This is a genomic window from uncultured Sphingomonas sp., from assembly GCF_937871615.1.
Taxonomy (GTDB): Bacteria; Pseudomonadota; Alphaproteobacteria; order Sphingomonadales; family Sphingomonadaceae; genus Sphingomonas.
This window is the reverse complement of sequence record NZ_CALMPA010000040.1, coordinates 24,366-41,280: the sequence shown is the minus strand read 5'-3', so window position 1 is coordinate 41,280 and position 16,915 is coordinate 24,366. Positions and strand designations below refer to the sequence as shown.

At 65.7% G+C, this 16,915-nt stretch carries 22 protein-coding genes; all 22 read left to right on the top strand.

Annotated elements, in window-relative coordinates:
- The 22 genes from rpsN (at position 1) to der (ending at position 16,887) form a co-directional block, all read left to right on the top strand.
- Entirely contained in the window at positions 1 to 306 is a 306-nt protein-coding gene (gene rpsN, locus Q0316_RS10945) for a 30S ribosomal protein S14 (RefSeq protein ID WP_298672237.1), read from the top strand.
- A gap of 12 nt (positions 307 to 318) precedes the next feature.
- Complete coding sequence (rpsH, locus tag Q0316_RS10940) at positions 319 to 714, top strand: 30S ribosomal protein S8 (RefSeq protein WP_298672235.1); 396 nt, start codon at positions 319 to 321, stop codon at positions 712 to 714.
- A complete protein-coding gene (gene rplF / locus Q0316_RS10935; protein ID WP_298672229.1) occupies positions 714 to 1,247 on the top strand; it encodes a 50S ribosomal protein L6 in 534 nt (177 codons plus the stop codon). Before rpsH ends, rplF begins: the two co-directional genes overlap by 1 nt.
- Positions 1,244 to 1,594 (top strand): 50S ribosomal protein L18, encoded by a 351-nt coding sequence (gene rplR, locus Q0316_RS10930; RefSeq protein WP_298672227.1) that lies wholly within the window; start codon positions 1,244 to 1,246, stop codon positions 1,592 to 1,594. The genes rplF and rplR overlap by 4 nt, the downstream gene beginning before the upstream one ends.
- Before the next feature lie 3 nt (positions 1,595 to 1,597).
- Positions 1,598 to 2,335: a 30S ribosomal protein S5 gene (gene rpsE / locus Q0316_RS10925; RefSeq protein ID WP_298672225.1), complete on the top strand. Its 738-nt coding sequence runs from the start codon at positions 1,598 to 1,600 to the stop codon at positions 2,333 to 2,335.
- Between the two features lie 6 nt (positions 2,336 to 2,341).
- Positions 2,342 to 2,518, top strand: a complete 177-nt coding sequence (gene rpmD, locus Q0316_RS10920) for a 50S ribosomal protein L30 (protein WP_298672223.1) — start codon at positions 2,342 to 2,344, stop codon at positions 2,516 to 2,518.
- A 98-nt stretch (positions 2,519 to 2,616) separates the two neighbouring features.
- Positions 2,617 to 3,147, top strand: coding sequence for a 50S ribosomal protein L15 (gene rplO, locus Q0316_RS10915; protein WP_298672221.1), 531 nt, complete (start codon positions 2,617 to 2,619; stop codon positions 3,145 to 3,147).
- 199 nt (positions 3,148 to 3,346) lie between these two features.
- On the top strand, positions 3,347 to 4,711 hold the full coding sequence (secY, locus tag Q0316_RS10910) for a preprotein translocase subunit SecY (RefSeq protein ID WP_298672219.1): 1,365 nt from the start codon (positions 3,347 to 3,349) through the stop codon (positions 4,709 to 4,711).
- Between the two features lie 28 nt (positions 4,712 to 4,739).
- The gene (locus Q0316_RS10905; RefSeq protein WP_298672217.1) at positions 4,740 to 5,387 is read left to right on the top strand and encodes an adenylate kinase; all 648 of its coding nucleotides are present in this window, start codon (positions 4,740 to 4,742) and stop codon (positions 5,385 to 5,387) included.
- A 582-nt stretch (positions 5,388 to 5,969) separates the two neighbouring features.
- Positions 5,970 to 6,338, top strand: a complete 369-nt coding sequence (gene rpsM / locus Q0316_RS10900; RefSeq protein ID WP_298672290.1) for a 30S ribosomal protein S13 — start codon at positions 5,970 to 5,972, stop codon at positions 6,336 to 6,338.
- A 114-nt stretch (positions 6,339 to 6,452) separates the two neighbouring features.
- Positions 6,453 to 6,842, top strand: coding sequence for a 30S ribosomal protein S11 (gene rpsK, locus Q0316_RS10895; RefSeq protein WP_066486290.1), 390 nt, complete (start codon positions 6,453 to 6,455; stop codon positions 6,840 to 6,842).
- An 89-nt stretch (positions 6,843 to 6,931) separates the two neighbouring features.
- The gene (locus Q0316_RS10890; RefSeq protein ID WP_298672210.1) at positions 6,932 to 7,993 is read left to right on the top strand and encodes a DNA-directed RNA polymerase subunit alpha; all 1,062 of its coding nucleotides are present in this window, start codon (positions 6,932 to 6,934) and stop codon (positions 7,991 to 7,993) included.
- A gap of 223 nt (positions 7,994 to 8,216) precedes the next feature.
- Positions 8,217 to 8,639: a 50S ribosomal protein L17 gene (gene rplQ, locus Q0316_RS10885; protein WP_298672207.1), complete on the top strand. Its 423-nt coding sequence runs from the start codon at positions 8,217 to 8,219 to the stop codon at positions 8,637 to 8,639.
- A gap of 224 nt (positions 8,640 to 8,863) precedes the next feature.
- On the top strand, positions 8,864 to 10,417 hold the full coding sequence (guaA, locus tag Q0316_RS10880) for a glutamine-hydrolyzing GMP synthase (RefSeq protein WP_298672205.1): 1,554 nt from the start codon (positions 8,864 to 8,866) through the stop codon (positions 10,415 to 10,417).
- Entirely contained in the window at positions 10,414 to 11,238 is an 825-nt protein-coding gene (bla, locus tag Q0316_RS10875; protein ID WP_298672202.1) for a subclass B3 metallo-beta-lactamase, read from the top strand. The genes guaA and bla overlap by 4 nt, the downstream gene beginning before the upstream one ends.
- Positions 11,235 to 11,642 (top strand): GNAT family acetyltransferase, encoded by a 408-nt coding sequence (locus Q0316_RS10870; protein WP_298672200.1) that lies wholly within the window; start codon positions 11,235 to 11,237, stop codon positions 11,640 to 11,642. Before bla ends, Q0316_RS10870 begins: the two co-directional genes overlap by 4 nt.
- 6 nt (positions 11,643 to 11,648) lie before the next feature.
- Entirely contained in the window at positions 11,649 to 11,990 is a 342-nt protein-coding gene (locus Q0316_RS10865; protein WP_298672198.1) for an ArsC family reductase, read from the top strand.
- A gap of 47 nt (positions 11,991 to 12,037) precedes the next feature.
- A complete protein-coding gene (locus Q0316_RS10860; RefSeq protein ID WP_298672196.1) occupies positions 12,038 to 12,472 on the top strand; it encodes a hypothetical protein in 435 nt (144 codons plus the stop codon).
- 43 nt (positions 12,473 to 12,515) lie between these two features.
- Positions 12,516 to 13,373, top strand: coding sequence for a 3-methyl-2-oxobutanoate hydroxymethyltransferase (panB, locus tag Q0316_RS10855; protein ID WP_298672193.1), 858 nt, complete (start codon positions 12,516 to 12,518; stop codon positions 13,371 to 13,373).
- Between the two features lie 67 nt (positions 13,374 to 13,440).
- The gene (locus tag Q0316_RS10850) at positions 13,441 to 14,148 is read left to right on the top strand and encodes a tetratricopeptide repeat protein (RefSeq protein ID WP_298672190.1); all 708 of its coding nucleotides are present in this window, start codon (positions 13,441 to 13,443) and stop codon (positions 14,146 to 14,148) included.
- Entirely contained in the window at positions 14,148 to 15,473 is a 1,326-nt protein-coding gene (locus Q0316_RS10845; protein WP_298672188.1) for a PQQ-like beta-propeller repeat protein, read from the top strand. Before Q0316_RS10850 ends, Q0316_RS10845 begins: the two co-directional genes overlap by 1 nt.
- Before the next feature lie 31 nt (positions 15,474 to 15,504).
- The gene (gene der, locus Q0316_RS10840; protein WP_298672186.1) at positions 15,505 to 16,887 is read left to right on the top strand and encodes a ribosome biogenesis GTPase Der; all 1,383 of its coding nucleotides are present in this window, start codon (positions 15,505 to 15,507) and stop codon (positions 16,885 to 16,887) included.
- The last annotated feature ends 28 nt before the right edge of the window (positions 16,888 to 16,915 follow it).

Here is a 16,915-nt window from a genome sequence, read left to right as displayed (position 1 = left end):
ATGGCGAAACTGAGTTCCGTTAACAAGAACGAGCGTCGCAAGAAGCTGGTGAAGCAATATGCCGGTAAGCTTGCTGCGCTGAAGGCGAAGGCGAACGACAAGTCGCTCGACGAGACCGAGCGTCTCATCGCGCGCCTCAAGATGGCCGAGCTGCCGCGCAATGCGAACCCGACGCGGGTGCGCAACCGCTGTGAGGTGACCGGTCGTCCGCGCGCCTATTATCGCAAATTCCGTCTCTGCCGCGTGCAGCTCCGCGAACTGGCCAACAAGGGCCTGATTCCCGGTGTCACGAAGTCGAGCTGGTAAGGATCACGAACAATGGCAGTGACCGATCCCCTGGGTGACCTGCTCACCCGTATCCGCAACGGCCAGCGCGCGCGCAAGGACAGCGTCGTGTCGCCGGCATCGAAGATGCGGACCCGCGTGCTCGACGTGCTTCAGCGCGAAGGCTATATCCGTGGCTATAGCGCCGAGGACATGGGCCCCGTGAAGGGCGTCCGCATCGAGCTGAAATATTTCGAGGGCCAGCCGGCGATCAAGCACGTCGCGCGCGTCTCGAAGCCCGGTCGCCGCATCTACAGCGGCTCGCAAGAGCTGCCGCGGGTGATGAACGGCCTTGGCATCACGATCGTTTCGACGCCGCGTGGCGTTCTGTCGGACGCGGAAGCGCGCGAGCAGAATGTTGGTGGCGAAGTGCTGGCGGAGGTGTTCTGATGAGCCGCATCGGCAAGAAGCCGGTCGCGATCCCTTCGGGCGTGACCGCGAACATCGCGGACGGCACGCTGAGCGTGAAAGGCCCCAAGGGCATTCTTTCGCTTCAGCTCGCCGACGAAGTCACCTATGACGTCCAGGCGGACGGCATTTCGGTGCAGCCGGCCAACGAGACCAAGCGCGCGCGCGCCTTCTGGGGTATGCAGCGCACGCTGGTGCAGAACCTGGTGACCGGCGTGACCGAGGGCTTCAGCAAGAAGCTGCTGATTACCGGCGTCGGCTATCGCGCCGCCGCGCAGGGCAAGAAGCTGAAGCTCCAGCTCGGCTACAGCCACGATGTCGATATCGACGTGCCGGAAGGTCTTGAGGTCAAGACCCCGGACAACACGACGGTGGAGATTTCGGGCGCCGACAAGCAGAAGGTCGGTCAGCTCGCCGCCGAGATCCGCCGCTGGCGTAAGCCCGAGCCGTACAAGGGCAAGGGCATCAAGTACGACGGCGAGTACATCTTCCGTAAGGAAGGGAAGAAGAAGTGACCAAGGGCCTTTCGCTTTTCGAAAAGCGGCGTCGCCGCAATCGCACGGCGCTGCGCGCGCGCGCTGGCACTCGTCCGCGTCTGTCGGTGCATCGCTCGGGCAAGCATATCTATGCCCAGGTGATCGACGACGAGGCGGGCCGCACGCTCGCGTCGGCATCGACGCTGGCCGGGCACGAGGGCAAGACCGCGACCGTCGCGGCGGCGTCCGAAGTGGGCAAGCGCGTCGCGGAAGCGGCGAAGGCCGCCGGCGTCACGCAGGTCGTGTTCGACCGTGGTGGCTTCCTGTTTCACGGCCGGGTGAAGGCGCTGGCGGAAGCCGCGCGCGAAGCCGGACTGGAGTTCTAAGACATGGCTGACGAGAACAACACCGAGGTGCAGGCCACCGCAGCCGCGGCTCCCGAGGCGGGCGCTCACGCGGGCGGCGAAGCGCCGCGCGGTCGTGGTGCGCGTGGCGGTCGTGGCGCGGGCGGCGGCGATCGTGGCCGTGGTGGCCGTGATGGCAACCGTGGTCGTCGCGATGATCGTCGCAACAACAACGAGGATGGTGGCGAGGAGCTGATCGAAAAGCTCGTCCACATCAACCGCGTGTCGAAGACGGTGAAGGGCGGCAAGCGCTTCGGTTTCGCCGCGCTCGTCGTCGTCGGCGATGGCAAGGGCCGGGTCGGTTTCGGCCACGGCAAGGCGCGCGAAGTGCCGGAAGCCATCTCCAAGGCGACCGCTTCGGCGAAGAAGCGGATGGTCCGCGTCGCGCTCAAGGAAGGCCGCACGCTGCATCACGATGGCAACGGCCATTTCGGTGCGGGTCGCGTCACCCTCCGCTCGGCGCCGCAGGGCACCGGGATCATCGCGGGCGGTCCGATGCGCGCCGTCTTCGAGAGCCTGGGCGTCCATGACGTGGTCACCAAGTCGGTCGGCACGTCGAACCCCTATAACATGATCCGCGCCACCTTTGAGGCGCTGAGCAGCCAGACTTCGCCGAAGTCGGTCGCGCAGCGTCGTGGCAAGAAGATCGCCGATCTGCTCGGTCGTGGCCATGGCGCTGATGCGCAGACCGCCGCTGCCGAAGCCGCGGCCGTCACGGAGTAAGCCGGCATGGCGAAGATCAAGATCAAGCAGACCGGATCGCCGATCCGCCGCACCAAGGATCAGCGCGCAACGCTGGTCGGGCTCGGCCTCAACAAGATGCACCGGGTTTCGGAGCTGGAAGACAGCCCCGAAGTCCGCGGGATGATCCGCAAGGTGCAGCACATGGTTGAAGTGCAGGGCTGATCGCCCGGCATTTCACCTCGTGACAAATCGGGGGGAGGGGGCTAACGCGCCCCCTTCCCTTTTCCATTGCGCGTAACAAGCGAAAGCGAGTGCACATTATGAAACTGAACGAACTCCGCGACAACGAAGGCGCCCGTCATCGCCGTATGCGCGTTGGCCGCGGCATCGGCTCCGGCAAGGGCAAGACCGGCGGGCGCGGCCAGAAGGGCCAGAAGAGCCGTGAAGGCGTTTCGATCGCCGGCTTCGAGGGCGGCCAGATGCCGCTGCACATGCGTCTGCCGAAGCGCGGCTTCAACAACATCTTCGCCAAGGATTATGCCGAGGTGAACCTCGGCGCGATCCAGAAGGCGGTCGATGCGGGCAAGCTGACCGCCGGCAGCGATGTCGATCACGCCGCGCTGAAGGCCGCCGGCCTGGCGCGCGGCGGCAAGGATGGCGTCCGTCTCCTCGCCAAGGGCGAGCTGAAGGCGAAGCTGAACTTCACCGTCGCCGGTGCCTCGGCCTCCGCCCGTGCCGCCGTCGAAAAGGCTGGCGGCGCGGTCTCCGTGATCGAGGTCGTTCCGGCAGCCGAAAAGGCCAAGGCCAAGAAGGGCACCGCCCTCGCCGCCAAGGCCGCCAAGAAGGGCTGAGTCGCTTCACCGTTCGCGCCGCGCCGATCGAGAGTGTTTTTCCGCCACGCGCGGGGCACAAATTTGATCGGTTCGGCGCGGACGGTGAAAGCTTATCGCCCGCGGCATTAGACATGGCGCCTGGCGCGCCTATATGAGCGGCGGGGCGGGGCATCAGCACCATCCCGCCGTTTTTCGTTTCCGAAGGCATCAACGCACGATGGCATCCGCAGCCGACCAGATGGCGCAAAGCATCAGCCTCGCGAAATTCTCGCAGGCGACCGACCTGAAGAAAAGGTTGTGGTTCACGATCGGTGCGCTGATCGTCTTCCGCATGTTGAGCTACGTGCCGCTTCCCGGCATTGATCCCACCGCTTTGGGGCTGCTGAGCCAGCAGACCAAGGGCGGTGTGCTCGATTTCTTCAACACCTTTTCGGGCGGCGCGCTTACCCGCATGTCGCTGATCGCGCTGGGCGTGATGCCGTACATCACGGCCTCGATCGTCGTGCAGCTCGCGACATCGCTGTCGCCGCAGCTCGCCGCGATCAAGAAAGAGGGCGAGAGCGGGCGCAAGAAGCTCAACCAATATACCCGCTACGGCACCGTCGCGCTCACCGCGATCCAGGGCTATTTCATCGCGGTCGGGCTGGAGGCGCTGGGCGCGAACCAGGGCGTGCAGGCGGTGATCCAGCCGGGCATGATGTTCCGCATCGCGGCGGTGATCTCGCTCGTCGGCGGCACGATGTTTCTGATGTGGCTGGGTGAACAGATCACCAGCCGGGGCATCGGCAACGGCGTGTCGCTCATCATCATGGCGGGCATCGTCGCGCATCTGCCGACGACCTTGTTCAACCTGCTCGAAGGCGGGCGTTCGGGCAGCCTCGATCCGATCAAGCTGATCGGCATCATCGCCGCCGTCCTGCTGCTCGTGCTGTTCATCTGCTTCATGGAGCGCGCGCAGCGGCGCATCCTGATCCAATATCCCAAGCGCCAGACGCAGCGCGGGATGCAGGCCGAGCGCAGCCACCTGCCGCTCAAGCTCAATACCGCCGGCGTGATCCCGCCGATCTTCGCTTCGTCGCTGTTGCTGATGCCGCTCACCATCACCCAGTTCGCGGGCAATCGCGTATCGGGCGAGAGCCGGATGGGCGATATCATCATCACCCTGAACCAGTATCTGCAGCACGGCTCGGTGCTTTATATGCTGCTGTACGGCGCGGGCATCGTCTTCTTCTCGTTCTTCTACACCGCGGTGCAGTTCAACCCGGAGGAGACGGCGGAGAATCTGAAGCGCCACGGCGGCTTCATCCCCGGCATCCGTCCGGGCAAGAATACCGAGCAATATTTCGATTACGTCCTGACGCGCATCACTGTGATCGGTGCCGCCTATCTGACGCTGATCTGTCTGCTGCCGGAATATCTGGTCACGGCGCTGTCAATTCCGTTTTATCTTGGCGGCACCAGCCTTTTGATCGTCGTCAATGTCACGATGGATACGGTAACGCAGATTCAGTCGCATCTGCTGGCGCACCAATATGGCGATCTTATCAAGAAGGCGAAGCTGAAGGGCGGTCGCCTGCGTTAAGCGCGCGGATTTGGGGGAGAGGAATCGCGTGAATATTATCCTGTTGGGGCCGCCGGGCGCGGGCAAGGGGACGCAGGCGGCGCGGCTGGTGGCCGACCGGGGCATGACGCAGCTTTCCACCGGCGACATGCTGCGCGCCGCGGTCAAGGCGGGTTCGCCGGTCGGGTTGCAGGCGAAGGCGGTGATGGAATCGGGCGGGCTGGTCTCGGATGAGATCGTCTCCGCGCTGATCGGCGAGCGGCTCGATCAGGGCATCGGTGCCGGCGCGATCTTCGATGGCTATCCGCGCACCGCCGCGCAGGCCGAATCGCTTGATGGACTGCTCGGCTCGCGCGACGCGAAGCTCGATTACGTTATCGAGCTTGCGGTGGACGAGGATGCGCTGGTCGAGCGGATCGTCGGACGCTTCACCTGCGCCAATTGCGGCGAAGGCTATCACGACAGGTTCAAGCAGCCGAAGGTCGCGGGCACGTGCGACGTGTGCGGCCATCACGAATTCAAGCGCCGCGCTGACGATAATGAGGAAACCGTGCGCACGCGCATGGCCGAATATCGCGCTAAGACCGCGCCGATCATCCCGATCTACGAAGCGCGCGGGCTGGTCCGCCGGGTCGACGGCATGGCGGATATCGCCGAGGTGACCCGCGCGATCGAGGCGATCTTCGACGGCAAGTGACGCATTGCCGCCCCGCCGCCTGTCGTGGCGGTGTGGGGCGGGGTGATGTGCGGTTTTCGGTTCGTAGGCGGTTCGCGCGCGAACCGGGGCGTTCCTGCGCTTCCGTGCCGCGCGCGCATCTGGATCGCCTTTTCGCCGATTCGTTCCTGAGCGCGCGATTCGTGCGGTGCTGCGCGACGATGCTGCGCCGTTCGCCGGTTGATGAACAAATTGTCATTCCGGAGCCACGCGGGTGATGCGTGGCGGGTTCTATCTCGTAGGTCATCGTCGGCGGTCCCCTCTGCCGGCGCCGAGGATCAGGTGTCTCCTGACCACGAGATCGGTACCCGAAACTCCCGGGGGTACCGAGGCCGGCGGGAAGTTCGCTTCCCGCCGGCTTTCCGTTTTTGGGAGGGCGAGTTCGTCGACGGCGTCGCTTGACAGGAAAGCCGCCAGTCCGTAGTGCCGGGCGCTTCCAACACAACGGTTGCCGGCGGCGCGTTTTTGCGTTCGCCGCTTTCCTGCGTCATTGGAAGGCAATGCGACGAGATAAGGCAGGCTGCAGCCATGCAGGGCCTTGTGGAGCACAGGAGAAAAAGTTTCATGGCACGTATCGCGGGTGTCAACATCCCGACCAACAAGCGCGTGGTGATCGCGCTCACCTATATCCACGGCATCGGCCCGACCAAGGCCAAGCAGATCACCGAGAAGCTGGCGATCGCACCGGAGCGCCGCGTGCAGGATCTGTCGGATCAGGAAGTGCTGCAGATCCGCGAGACGATCGACGCCGATCACACCGTGGAAGGCGACCTGCGCCGCGAGACCGCGATGAACATCAAGCGGCTCATGGACCTCGCCTGCTATCGTGGCCTGCGCCACCGCAAGGGCCTGCCGGTCCGCGGCCAGCGCACGCACACCAACGCTCGCACCCGCAAGGGCAAGGCGAAGCCGATCGCAGGCAAGAAGAAGTAAGCCGGTCGCGAAGCCGCTCGTCCGGGCGGTTTCGCAGGGTTTGCTCCGCCGGCGGCGGGTTTGAGGCGCAACGTCTCCCCACCGCCGTGTTGAAAGAAAGGTCAGGAATACCACATGGCACAGGCACCGCAGCGCCTTCGTCGGCGCGAACGCAAGAACATCACCGCGGGGGTGGCGCACGTTAACGCCAGCTTCAACAACACGATGATTACGATCACCGATGCGCAGGGCAATGCGATCAGCTGGTCGTCGGCCGGCATGATGGGCTTCAAGGGCTCGCGCAAGTCGACCCCTTATGCCGCGCAGGTCGCCGCCGAAGACGCCGGCAAGAAGGCCGCCGAGCATGGCGTCCGCACGCTTGAGGTTGAGGTGAAGGGTCCGGGTTCGGGTCGCGAATCCGCGCTGCGCGCGCTGCAGGCGGTTGGCTTCCAGATCACGTCGATCCGCGACGTGACCTCGATCCCGCACAACGGCGTGCGCCCGTCCAAGCGCCGTCGCGTCTGATTTTACGGCCCCCGGCTGACGAGTCGGGGTTCTTTTGCACCAAGGCCGGGGCGAGCCCCCGTTCCGGCCCAACTTCAGGGGACGTGAGCTTGTCCGTCAACGCAAAGAACTGGCAGGAACTGAAGAAGCCCAACGCGCTCGAGAAAAAGAGCGGCGACGGGAAGCGCAAGGCGAGCTTCGTCGCCGAGCCGCTCGAGCGCGGGTTCGGCCTGACGCTTGGCAACGCGCTGCGCCGCGTCCTTCTGTCTTCGCTCCAGGGTGCTGCCGTCACCTCGATCAAGATCGAGAACGTGCTGCATGAATTCAGCTCGCTCGCGGGGGTCCGCGAGGATGTCACCGACATCGTGCTGAACGTGAAGCAGATCGCGCTCAAGATGCAGGGCGAGGGGCCGAAGCGCCTCCAGCTTTCCGCCACCGGCCCGGCTGCCGTTACGGCGGGCGACATCGCGGTGAGCGGCGATATCGAGGTGATGAACCCCGATCTCATCATCTGCCACCTCGATGAAGGCGCGACGCTCAACATGGAGCTGACCGCTGATATCGGTAAGGGCTATGTCCCGGCTGTCGCCAATCGTCCGGCGGATGCGCCGATCGGCCTGATCCCGGTCGATGCGCTCTACTCGCCGGTGCGCCAGGTGAGCTACAAGGTCGATCCGACCCGCGTTGGCCAGGATCTCGATTACGACAAGCTCACGCTGTCGCTCGAAACCGATGGCACGGTCACCCCGGAAGATGCGCTCGCTTATGCCGCGCGCATTTTGCAGGATCAGCTCGCGCTGTTCGTCCACTTCGACGATTCGGCGGTCGCACGTTCCGCCCCGGTGGGCATGGCGGCCCCGGCTGCCGGCGCGGAGCCGCAGGGCGATACGCAGCAGATCAACCGTTACCTGCTCAAGAAGGTGGACGAGCTGGAGCTGTCGGTCCGTTCGGCGAACTGCCTGAAGAACGACAATATCATCTATATCGGCGATCTCGTCGGCAAGACCGAGGCGGAAATGCTCCGCACCCCGAATTTCGGCCGCAAATCCTTGAACGAGATCAAGGAAGTGCTGTCGTCGATGGGGCTGCGCCTGGGCATGGAAATCCCCGGATGGCCGCCCGAGAACATCGAGGAGATGGCCAAGAAGCTCGAACAGGAAATCATGGGCTGAACCGCACCGGGTTAGCGTGGCTAACCCGGAGACGGCGCAGCCCGGACGGCGGGTCGGCAAAGCCGAACCCGTCCGACGACGCGGGATTAACTCCCGCGTCGATCCTGCGAAGAAATTGGGCCTTTGCCACGGCAAGGGCGGCGTAAATCGAAGGTGGGCCGCGCCTCCACCGGGTCTGGGGTTTCCGTAAGACGGCCCCCGAACGAACGAGAAGGAAGATATCATGCGTCATAAGGTTGGCGGTCGTAAGCTCCAGCGTACCTCCGCGCATCGTCTCGCGCTGTTCCGCAACATGGCGGCGGCACTCATCAAGCATGAGCAGATCACCACCACGGTGGCCAAGGCGAAGGAGCTTCGCCCCTATGTCGAAAAGCTCGTCACGCTCGGCAAGAAGGGCGGCCTGTCGAATCGCCGTCTCGCCCATGCGCGCCTGCTCGATGACGCGCAGCTCGTGAAGCTGTTCGACGTGCTCGCCAAGCGTTACGCCGATCGCAACGGCGGTTACACCCGCATCATCAAGGCCGGCATCCGCGCGTCGGACGCCTCCCCGATGGCGGTGATCGAATTCGTCGACCGCGACGTTTCGGCCAAAGGGCAGGATTCCGGCCCGGTGATGACCGACGAGGATCTCGACGCGGCGGCCTAAGGCGTAGCGCAGCTACGCCGAGGCTAAAGCCGCGTCCGGCCGGCGGCGCGAAGGGCGCCGTCCGACGACGCAGCTTAGCTGCGGCGGACCGATAAAGAAGGGCTGCTTCCCCAACCGGGAAGCGGCCCTTTTCGTTTGAAAACTGGCGGCCGCGCAAGGCCGGGGGTGGCGGGGGACGGTTTGAGCCTCTTTCGCGCGTCGCGCCACATCGCTACAGGCCCGTCATGGAACATCCCGACAGCATCCTCATCGTCGATTTCGGCAGCCAGGTGACCCAGCTTATCGCGCGCCGCGTGCGCGAGGCGGGGGTCTATAGCGAGATCGCCCCGTTCCAATCCGCGGCGGCCGCGTTCGAGCGGATGAAGCCGGCGGGGGTGATCCTGTCGGGCGGCCCTGCCTCGGTGCTCGATGAAGGCAGCCCGCGCATCCCGCAGGAGATACTCGATGCGGGCGTGCCGCTGTTCGGCATCTGCTATGGCCAGCAGGCGCTGATGGCGCAGCTTGGCGGCACGGTGGAGCGCGGCAGTTCGGGTGAGTTCGGTGAGGCGTTCATCGACATCGCCGATCGCTGCGCCTTGTTCGACGCGGTGTGGCGCGAGGGCGAGCGGCATCAGGTGTGGATGAGCCATGGCGACAAGGTGACGGCGCTCGCCCCCGGCTTCCGCCCCGTCGCCGCCAGCGCGGGCGCGCCGTTCGCGGTGATCGCCGACGATGCGCGGCGCATCTACGCCATGCAATTCCACCCGGAGGTGGTGCATACGCCCGATGGGGCCAGGCTGATCGCCAATTTCGCGCGCCACGTCTGCGGGCTGCATGGCGACTGGACGATGGCCGAGTTCCGCGCGACCAAGATCGCGGAGATTCGCGCGCAGGTCGGCAAGGGCCGCGTGATCTGCGGGCTTTCCGGCGGGGTCGATTCGGCGGTCGCCGCGGTGCTGATCCATGAGGCGATCGGCGATCAGCTCACCTGCGTGTTCGTCGATCACGGGCTGATGCGCAGCGGCGAGGCCGATCAGGTCGTCAGCCTGTTTCGCGGGGCGTACAACATCCCGCTCGTCCATGTGAACGCCGAGACGCTGTTCATGAACGGGCTTGCCGGCGTCACCGATCCGGAGGCGAAGCGCAAGTTCATCGGCAAGACCTTCATCGAGGTGTTCGAGAGCGAGGCGAAGAAGATTGGCGGGGCGGAGTTCCTCGCGCAGGGCACGCTTTACCCCGATGTGATCGAAAGCGTCAGCTTCACCGGCGGCCCGTCGGTGACGATCAAGAGCCACCACAATGTCGGCGGTCTCCCTGAGCGGATGAACATGAAGCTCGTCGAGCCGTTGCGCGAATTGTTCAAGGACGAGGTGCGCGATCTCGGGCGGGAGCTTGGGCTGCCCGATATCTTCGTCGGTCGCCATCCGTTCCCCGGCCCCGGCCTTGCCATCCGCATCCCCGGCGAGGTGACCAAGGAGCGTTGCGATATCCTGCGCAAGGCCGATGCGATCTACCTTGAGGAAATCCGCAACGCCGGCCTCTACGACGCGATCTGGCAGGCGTTCGCGGTGCTGCTCCCGGTGCGCTCGGTGGGCGTGATGGGCGACGGGCGCACTTATGACAGCGTGCTGGCGCTCCGCGCGGTAACCTCCACCGACGGGATGACCGCGCAGGCGTTCGAATTCCCCGGCGGCTTCCTCGCCCGCGTCACCACGCGGATCATCAACGAGGTGAAGGGGATCAATCGCGTCACCTATGATTACACCTCGAAGCCGCCGGGCACGATCGAGTGGGAATGAGGGGGATTTGGCGCGCACTGCTGGCGGCGGCGTTGCTGCCCGCCACCGCCGCCGCGAACCCGCCCGCCTGGACGCGGTCGGTCGCGCCGTTGCACCTGATCGGGCCGATTGATTATGTCGGTACTGAGGGGCTGGCGGCCTATCTGATCCATACGCCCGCTGGCGCGATCCTGATCGACGCGCCGATGGCGGAGAATGCCGCGCGGCTGGAAAAGAGCATCGTCGCGCGCGCGAAGCTGCGCGATGTGAAGCTGATCCTGCTCAGCCATGCGCATTTCGATCATGCCGGGGGCCTCGCGGCGCTGAAGCGCGTGACCGGTGCGCGGCTGGTGGTGGGCGCGCGCGATGCGCGGGCGGTGGAGACGGGGACGCCGCCCGGCGAGACGAACTATGGCGTGATCCGCTTCCCCGCCGCGCATGTCGATCGGGCGATCCGCGATGGCGAGACGGTGACGCTCGGCGGGGTGACGCTGACGGCGATGGCGACGCCAGGCCACACGCCGGGCTGCACGAGCTGGAAGATGCGCATCATGGATCGCGGCCAACCGCGCGACGTGCTGTTCGCCTGCAGCGTCACCGTGGCGGGCAACCGGCTGGTCGGCAACCGCGCCTATCCCGGCATCGTCGCCGATTTCCGCCGCAGCTTCGACCGATTGGGGCGCGAGCGAGCGGATGTGGTGCTGCCGTTCCATCCCGATTTCGCCGATCTGTCCACGCGCGCGCGGCGCGGCGATCTGGTCGATGCGACGGCGCTGCCGAAAATGGTCGCCGATGCTCGTAGCGCGTTCGACGCCGATCTCGCGAAGCAGCAGGCGAAATGATCGCCGAGGCGACCGGAGCGGACGAAGCCGCGCTCATCGCATTATGGGATGGTTGTGGCCTGACGCGGCCATGGAACCCGCCTGCGGACGATATCGCGCGGGCGCTTGCCGGCCCCGCCTCGGCTATCCTCGTCGCGCGGCGCGCGGGGGCGATCGTCGGCAGCGTTATGACGGGGTATGACGGGCATCGCGGCTGGGTCTATTATCTCGCGGTCGCGCCAGACGCGCGCCGCGCCGGGCTGGGCCGCGCATTGATGGACGCGGCGGAGGCATGGCTGCGGGCACGCGGCGCGCCCAAGCTGCAATTGATGGTGCGCGCGGGCAATGAGGGCGCGCAGGCTTTCTATCGCGCGCTCGGTTTTGTCGATCAGCCGGTTGCGGTGCTTGGCCGTTTCCTCGATTGAGGGGGGATGATTACGCTCTATGGCATCCCCAATTGCGACACCGTGAAGAAGGCGCGCGTCTGGCTTGACGCGCGCGGCGCGGCTTATGCCTTCCATGATTACAAGAAGGCGGGTGTCGACGAGGCGGCGTTGCGCGAGTGGGTGGCGCGGCTCGGGTGGGAAAAGCTGCTCAACCGCGCCGGCACGACGTTCCGCAAATTGCCCGATGCGGCAAAGGCCGATCTCGATGCGGAAAAGGCGATTGCGGTGATGCTCGCCAATCCCTCCGCGATCCGCCGCCCGGTGGTGGTGAGCGGCGACGCGCTGGTGGTCGGGTTCGACGCGGCGCAATATGAAACGCTTGTGTAACGGATATTTGCGGGGCACATTCGCGCTTCGCAGCCGGGGGACATCGAATGAGCCAGTTCGCAACGCGCGTGCCAATGTGGTTTCGGATCGCGGCCCTGTTGCTGGTCATCTGGGGCGCCGGGGGCGTTTTTTCCTGTGTCCAGCAGTTCCGGCTTGGCGCCGATGCGATGGGCGAGGCGACGGCTTATGATCGCGCGCTCCATGCCGCGCTGCCGGGCTGGTATAATTGGGTCTATGCGCTGGCGGTCGGCAGCGGCTTTGCCGGTGCGGTGGCGCTGCTGCTCGGCAAGGCCGTGGCCCGCCCGTTGTACCTGATCTCGCTGATCGCGGTGATCGCCCAGTTCGGATATTTGTTCGCGACCACCGATATCATCGCGGCCAAGGGCGTGTGGGTGACGTATTTTCCGCTGGCGATCGTCGCGATCACGTTGATCGCGGTGCGGCTGGCCGGTGTCGCGCGGCGTAGCGGCTGGGTGCGATAGGCAAGGCTGGCATCGCGGCAAGGGACTCGATAAGCCACCGCTCATGTCCACGACTTTCACGATCGACAGCTCCACCAGCCGCGCGACGCCGGTTTCCGCACCGATGAAGCGCGTCACCGTCCCCGCGGTGCGCAAGCGCAAGGGGACGGAGCCGCTGGTGATGCTCACCGCTTATACCGTGCGAACCGCGCAATTGTTCGATCCGCATTGCGATCTGCTGCTGGTCGGCGACAGCCTGGGGCAGGTGATCTACGGGCTGCCTTCCACCGTGCCGGTCACGCTGGAGATGATGGCGGCGCACGGCGCGGCGGTGGTGCGCGGCAGCTATCACGCGATGGTCGTCATCGACATGCCGTTCGGCAGCTATGAGGCGTCGCCCGAAAAGGCGTTCGAGAGCGCGGCGTGGCTGCTGAAGCAGACCGGCGCGGCGGCGGTGAAGCTTGAAGGCGGGGTGGCGATGGCGCCGACCGTGAAGTTCCTCGTCGATCGCGGCATCCCGGTGATGGGGCATGTCGGCCTTACGCCGCAGGCGGTCAACATGCTCGGCGGCTATGGCGCGCGCGGCCGCACGCAGGAGGAAGCGGCGAAGATCATCGACGATGGCCAGGCGATTGATCGCGCCGGCGCGTTCGCGATGGTGGTGGAGGGCGTGGTTGAGCCGATCGCGATCGAGCTGACCCGCTCGGTGGAGTGCGTGACGATCGGCATCGGTGCATCGGCGCGGTGCGACGGGCAGGTGCTGGTGGCTGAGGATATGCTCGGCCTGTTCGAGCGCACCCCGCGTTTCGTGAAACGCTATGGCGACATGGCGGGCTTCATCTCCGAACGTGCCGAAGCTTATGCGAGCGAAGTCCGCGCCCGCGCCTTTCCGGGTGCGGAGCAGACCTATCAGCCGAAATAGCAATCCGCTTCCGTTTCTCCCGGCGCGTCGCTAAACAGGCGCGCTTTCCCCGGACCCGGAGTTCCCCTTGGCCCTGACGCCGCAAAATAACGAAGCCTTCCTGCGTGAAGTCGATGAGGAATTGCGCAAGGATCAGGCGCTCGATTTCTGGCGGCGTTACGGCAAGTGGCTGGTGGCCGCGATCGTCGGCGGGCTCGCGGTGTTCGCGGGTTTCCTGATCTGGCAGAACCAGCGGCACAAGAGCGCCGAGCGCGAGGGCGAGCAGCTTCAGGTCGCCTATGACGATCTTGCCGCGGGGAAGGCGGACGCGTCCGCCAAATCGCTGGCGCAGCTCGCGCAATCGAAATCGGATGGTTATCGCGCGGTGGCGCGCTTCACTGAGGCCGATATCGCGCTGCGCAAGCAAGACCTGAAGGGCGCGGCGCGGGCGTTCGGCGCGATCGCGGAAGATCAGTCGATCGCCAAACCGTTCCGCGATCTCGCGCTGATCCGCCAGACCAGCGCGGAATTCGATACGCTGAAGCCGGATGTGGTGGTCAGCCGGCTGCGCGGTCTGGCGATCGCGGGCAATCCGTATTTCGGCAGCGCGGGCGAACTGGTGGCGATCGCTTATCTGAAGCAGGGACGGCGCGATCTCGCCGGGCAATTGTTCGGGCAGATCGCTGCATCGGAGCAGGTGCCGCCCTCGATCCGTCAACGCGCGGTTCAGATGGCCGGGGTATTGGAAGCGGGCAACGCGAAGAACGCGAGCGGCAACGAAAAGGCCAAACAGTAATGAAGAAGGTTTTGGCTGCGCCGCTGGTGATTGCCGCGCTTGTGGGTTTGAGCGGCTGCGGCATTTTCAAGGGGCAAGGCCCGAAGAAGACGCCGACGCTGGGTGAGCGCATCCCGATCCTGGTTGCGGAAAATGGCGCGGCGGTCGATCCGTCGCTCGCCGGGGTGGCCGTGACGCTGCCGCCCGCCGCACCCAACGACGCCTGGGCGCAGCCCGGTGGCAACGCATCCAAGACGATGGGCAATCTCGCACTGGCCGCATCGCCGAAGCGGGCATGGTCGGCGCGGATCGACGGCGGCTCGAACCGGCAGCGGCTGGGCGCTGCGCCGGTGATTGCGGATAACAAGCTGTTCGTGGTCGATGTCGATGCCGTGGTCCACGCGTTCCGCGCGGATAGCGGGGCGCCGCTGTGGACCACCGCGATGGCGAGCGGCAAGAAGAACGCCGCGGCGCGCTTCGGCGGCGGGGTCAGCTTCGAGGACGGCAAGGTTTACGCCACCGACGGGCTGGGCGACGTGGTGGCGATGAACGCCGCGGATGGCGCGATCCTGTGGCGCGCGAAACCGGGCGGCCCGTTGCGCGGCGCGCCGACCCTCGCCAACGGCCAGGTCTATGTGCTGAGCCAGGACAATCAGTTGTTCGCGCTGGGCGAGGCGGACGGCAAGGTCATCTGGGCCGAATCCGGCAGCCTCGAATCGCAGGGCGTGTTCGGCGTCGCGGCGCCGGCGGCGGCGGCCGGAACGATCGTCGCGGGATTTTCGTCGGGCGAACTCAACGCCTATCGCTACGAGAACGGGCGCACCTTGTGGCAGGACGCATTGTCGCGCACCTCGATGTCCACCTCGGTATCGAGCCTCGCCGATATCGACGCCGATCCGGTGATCGCCGATGGCCGCGTCTATGCCGTCGGGCAGGGCGGGCGCATGGTCGCGCTGGAGATTTCCACCGGCCAGCGATTGTGGGAGCAGAATCTCGCCGGAACCTCCACCCCGTGGCTGGCGGGCGAGTGGCTGTTCGTCGTCACCGATGACGCGCGGCTGATCTGTCTGTCGCGCGCGAACGGCAAGGTGCGCTGGATATCGCAACTGCGCGGCTACAAGAACGTCAAGAAGAAGTCCGGCGCCTATGTCTGGTTCGGGCCGGTGCTGGCGGGCGACAAATTGTGGCTCACCAATACGCGTGGCGAAATCGTGGGTGTTTCGCCCACCGATGGCAGCGTGGTGACGACGATCCAGCAGGGCGCGGAGCTTGGTTTGCCGCCGGTCGTGGCCAATTCGACACTCTATGTCCTCGATCAAAAGGGTCGATTGACCGCCTATAGGTGACGGCGGCGCGGATCGCGGCTATTGCGCCGCGATGCCGCTTCCCACTGTAGCGATCGTCGGCCGGCCAAATGTCGGCAAATCGACCCTGTTCAACCGCCTCGTCGGCAAGAAGCTCGCGCTGGTCGACGACCGGCCCGGCGTGACGCGAGACCGGCGCGAGGGCGATGCGCACCTGCTCGGCCTCGATTTCCGCGTCGTCGATACCGCGGGCTATGAGGATCACGATCCCGATACGCTCCCAGGCCGGATGCGCCGCCAGACCGAAGCGGCGGTGAAGATCGCGGACGTCGCGCTGTTCATCATCGACGCGCGCGCCGGGATCGTTCCGCTCGACGAGGAAATCGCGCGCTGGCTGCGCGGCTCGACCACACCGATCATCCTGGTCGCCAACAAGGCGGAAGGGCGCGCGGGCGAGCAGGGGATTCTCGAATCGCTCGCGCTCGGCTTTGGCGATCCGGTGCAGCTCTCGGCGGAACACGGCGAGGGCGTCGCCGATCTGTTCGAGGCGCTGCTGCCGCATCTTGAGCGCGAGGAGGAGGGAGAGGCGCCCTTCGCCGACGAGGACGACCAATCCGACGAGGACCGGCTCAATGCGCCGCTCCAGCTTGCGATCGTCGGGCGGCCCAATGCGGGCAAGTCGACGCTGGTGAACCGGATGCTGGGTGAGGATCGCATGATTACCGGCCCCGAAGCGGGCATCACGCGCGATTCGATCGCGATCGACTGGGAATGGCAGGGGCCGGATGGCCCGCGCCAGGTGCGGCTGATCGACACCGCGGGGATGCGCAAGCGGGCCAAGGTGCAGGACAAGCTGGAGAAGCTTTCCATCGCCGATGCGCTTCACGCGGTCGATTTCGCCGAAGTGGTCGTGCTGCTGCTCGACGCCACTTTGGGGCTGGAGGCGCAGGATCTGCGAATCGCGGACAAGGTGCTGTCCGAGGGGCGCGCGCTCATCATCGCGCTCAACAAATGGGATGTCGCGGCTGATCCTTCGGCGTTGTTCAACGGCGTGCGCAAGGCGCTGGAGGATGGGCTGAGCCAGGTGAAGGGCATCCCGCTGCTCACCGTGTCGGCGGTGACGGGGAGGGGCATCGACCAGCTTATCGGCGCCGCGTTCCAGACGCGTGCGGCATGGTCGCGCCGGGTCGGGACGGGTGAGCTGAACCGCTGGTTCGAACGCGCGATCGAGGCCAATCCTCCGCCCGCGCCCGGCGGCAAGCGGATCAAGATGCGTTATGTGACGCAGGTGAAGACGCGACCGCCCAGCTTCGTGATCTTCGGCACGCGCGTCGATCAATTGCCGGCAAGCTATGAACGCTATCTGACGAACAGTATGCGCCGGGAACTGGATTTCGGCGCGGTGCCGATCCGTCTGTCGCTGCGCGCCGCGCGTAACCCTTATGCGAAAGACTGAAAGTCCGTTCGTTTCGTGTGCGAAAAGT

Coding starts and splice junctions, on each gene's coding strand:
- rpsM (WP_298672290.1), top strand. CDS start 5,970: ATGGCACGTATCGCGGGTGTCAACATCCCGACCAACAAGCGCGTGGTG.
- Q0316_RS10860 (WP_298672196.1), top strand. CDS start 12,038: ATGAGCCAGTTCGCAACGCGCGTGCCAATGTGGTTTCGGATCGCGGCC.
- secY (WP_298672219.1), top strand. CDS start 3,347: ATGGCATCCGCAGCCGACCAGATGGCGCAAAGCATCAGCCTCGCGAAA.
- rpsE (WP_298672225.1), top strand. CDS start 1,598: ATGGCTGACGAGAACAACACCGAGGTGCAGGCCACCGCAGCCGCGGCT.
- panB (WP_298672193.1), top strand. CDS start 12,516: ATGTCCACGACTTTCACGATCGACAGCTCCACCAGCCGCGCGACGCCG.
- Q0316_RS10865 (WP_298672198.1), top strand. CDS start 11,649: ATGATTACGCTCTATGGCATCCCCAATTGCGACACCGTGAAGAAGGCG.
- rpmD (WP_298672223.1), top strand. CDS start 2,342: ATGGCGAAGATCAAGATCAAGCAGACCGGATCGCCGATCCGCCGCACC.
- rpsN (WP_298672237.1), top strand. CDS start 1: ATGGCGAAACTGAGTTCCGTTAACAAGAACGAGCGTCGCAAGAAGCTG.
- der (WP_298672186.1), top strand. CDS start 15,505: ATGCCGCTTCCCACTGTAGCGATCGTCGGCCGGCCAAATGTCGGCAAA.
- Q0316_RS10870 (WP_298672200.1), top strand. CDS start 11,235: ATGATCGCCGAGGCGACCGGAGCGGACGAAGCCGCGCTCATCGCATTA.
- guaA (WP_298672205.1), top strand. CDS start 8,864: ATGGAACATCCCGACAGCATCCTCATCGTCGATTTCGGCAGCCAGGTG.
- bla (WP_298672202.1), top strand. CDS start 10,414: ATGAGGGGGATTTGGCGCGCACTGCTGGCGGCGGCGTTGCTGCCCGCC.
- Q0316_RS10845 (WP_298672188.1), top strand. CDS start 14,148: ATGAAGAAGGTTTTGGCTGCGCCGCTGGTGATTGCCGCGCTTGTGGGT.
- rpsK (WP_066486290.1), top strand. CDS start 6,453: ATGGCACAGGCACCGCAGCGCCTTCGTCGGCGCGAACGCAAGAACATC.
- rplO (WP_298672221.1), top strand. CDS start 2,617: ATGAAACTGAACGAACTCCGCGACAACGAAGGCGCCCGTCATCGCCGT.
- rplQ (WP_298672207.1), top strand. CDS start 8,217: ATGCGTCATAAGGTTGGCGGTCGTAAGCTCCAGCGTACCTCCGCGCAT.
- rpsH (WP_298672235.1), top strand. CDS start 319: ATGGCAGTGACCGATCCCCTGGGTGACCTGCTCACCCGTATCCGCAAC.
- rplF (WP_298672229.1), top strand. CDS start 714: ATGAGCCGCATCGGCAAGAAGCCGGTCGCGATCCCTTCGGGCGTGACC.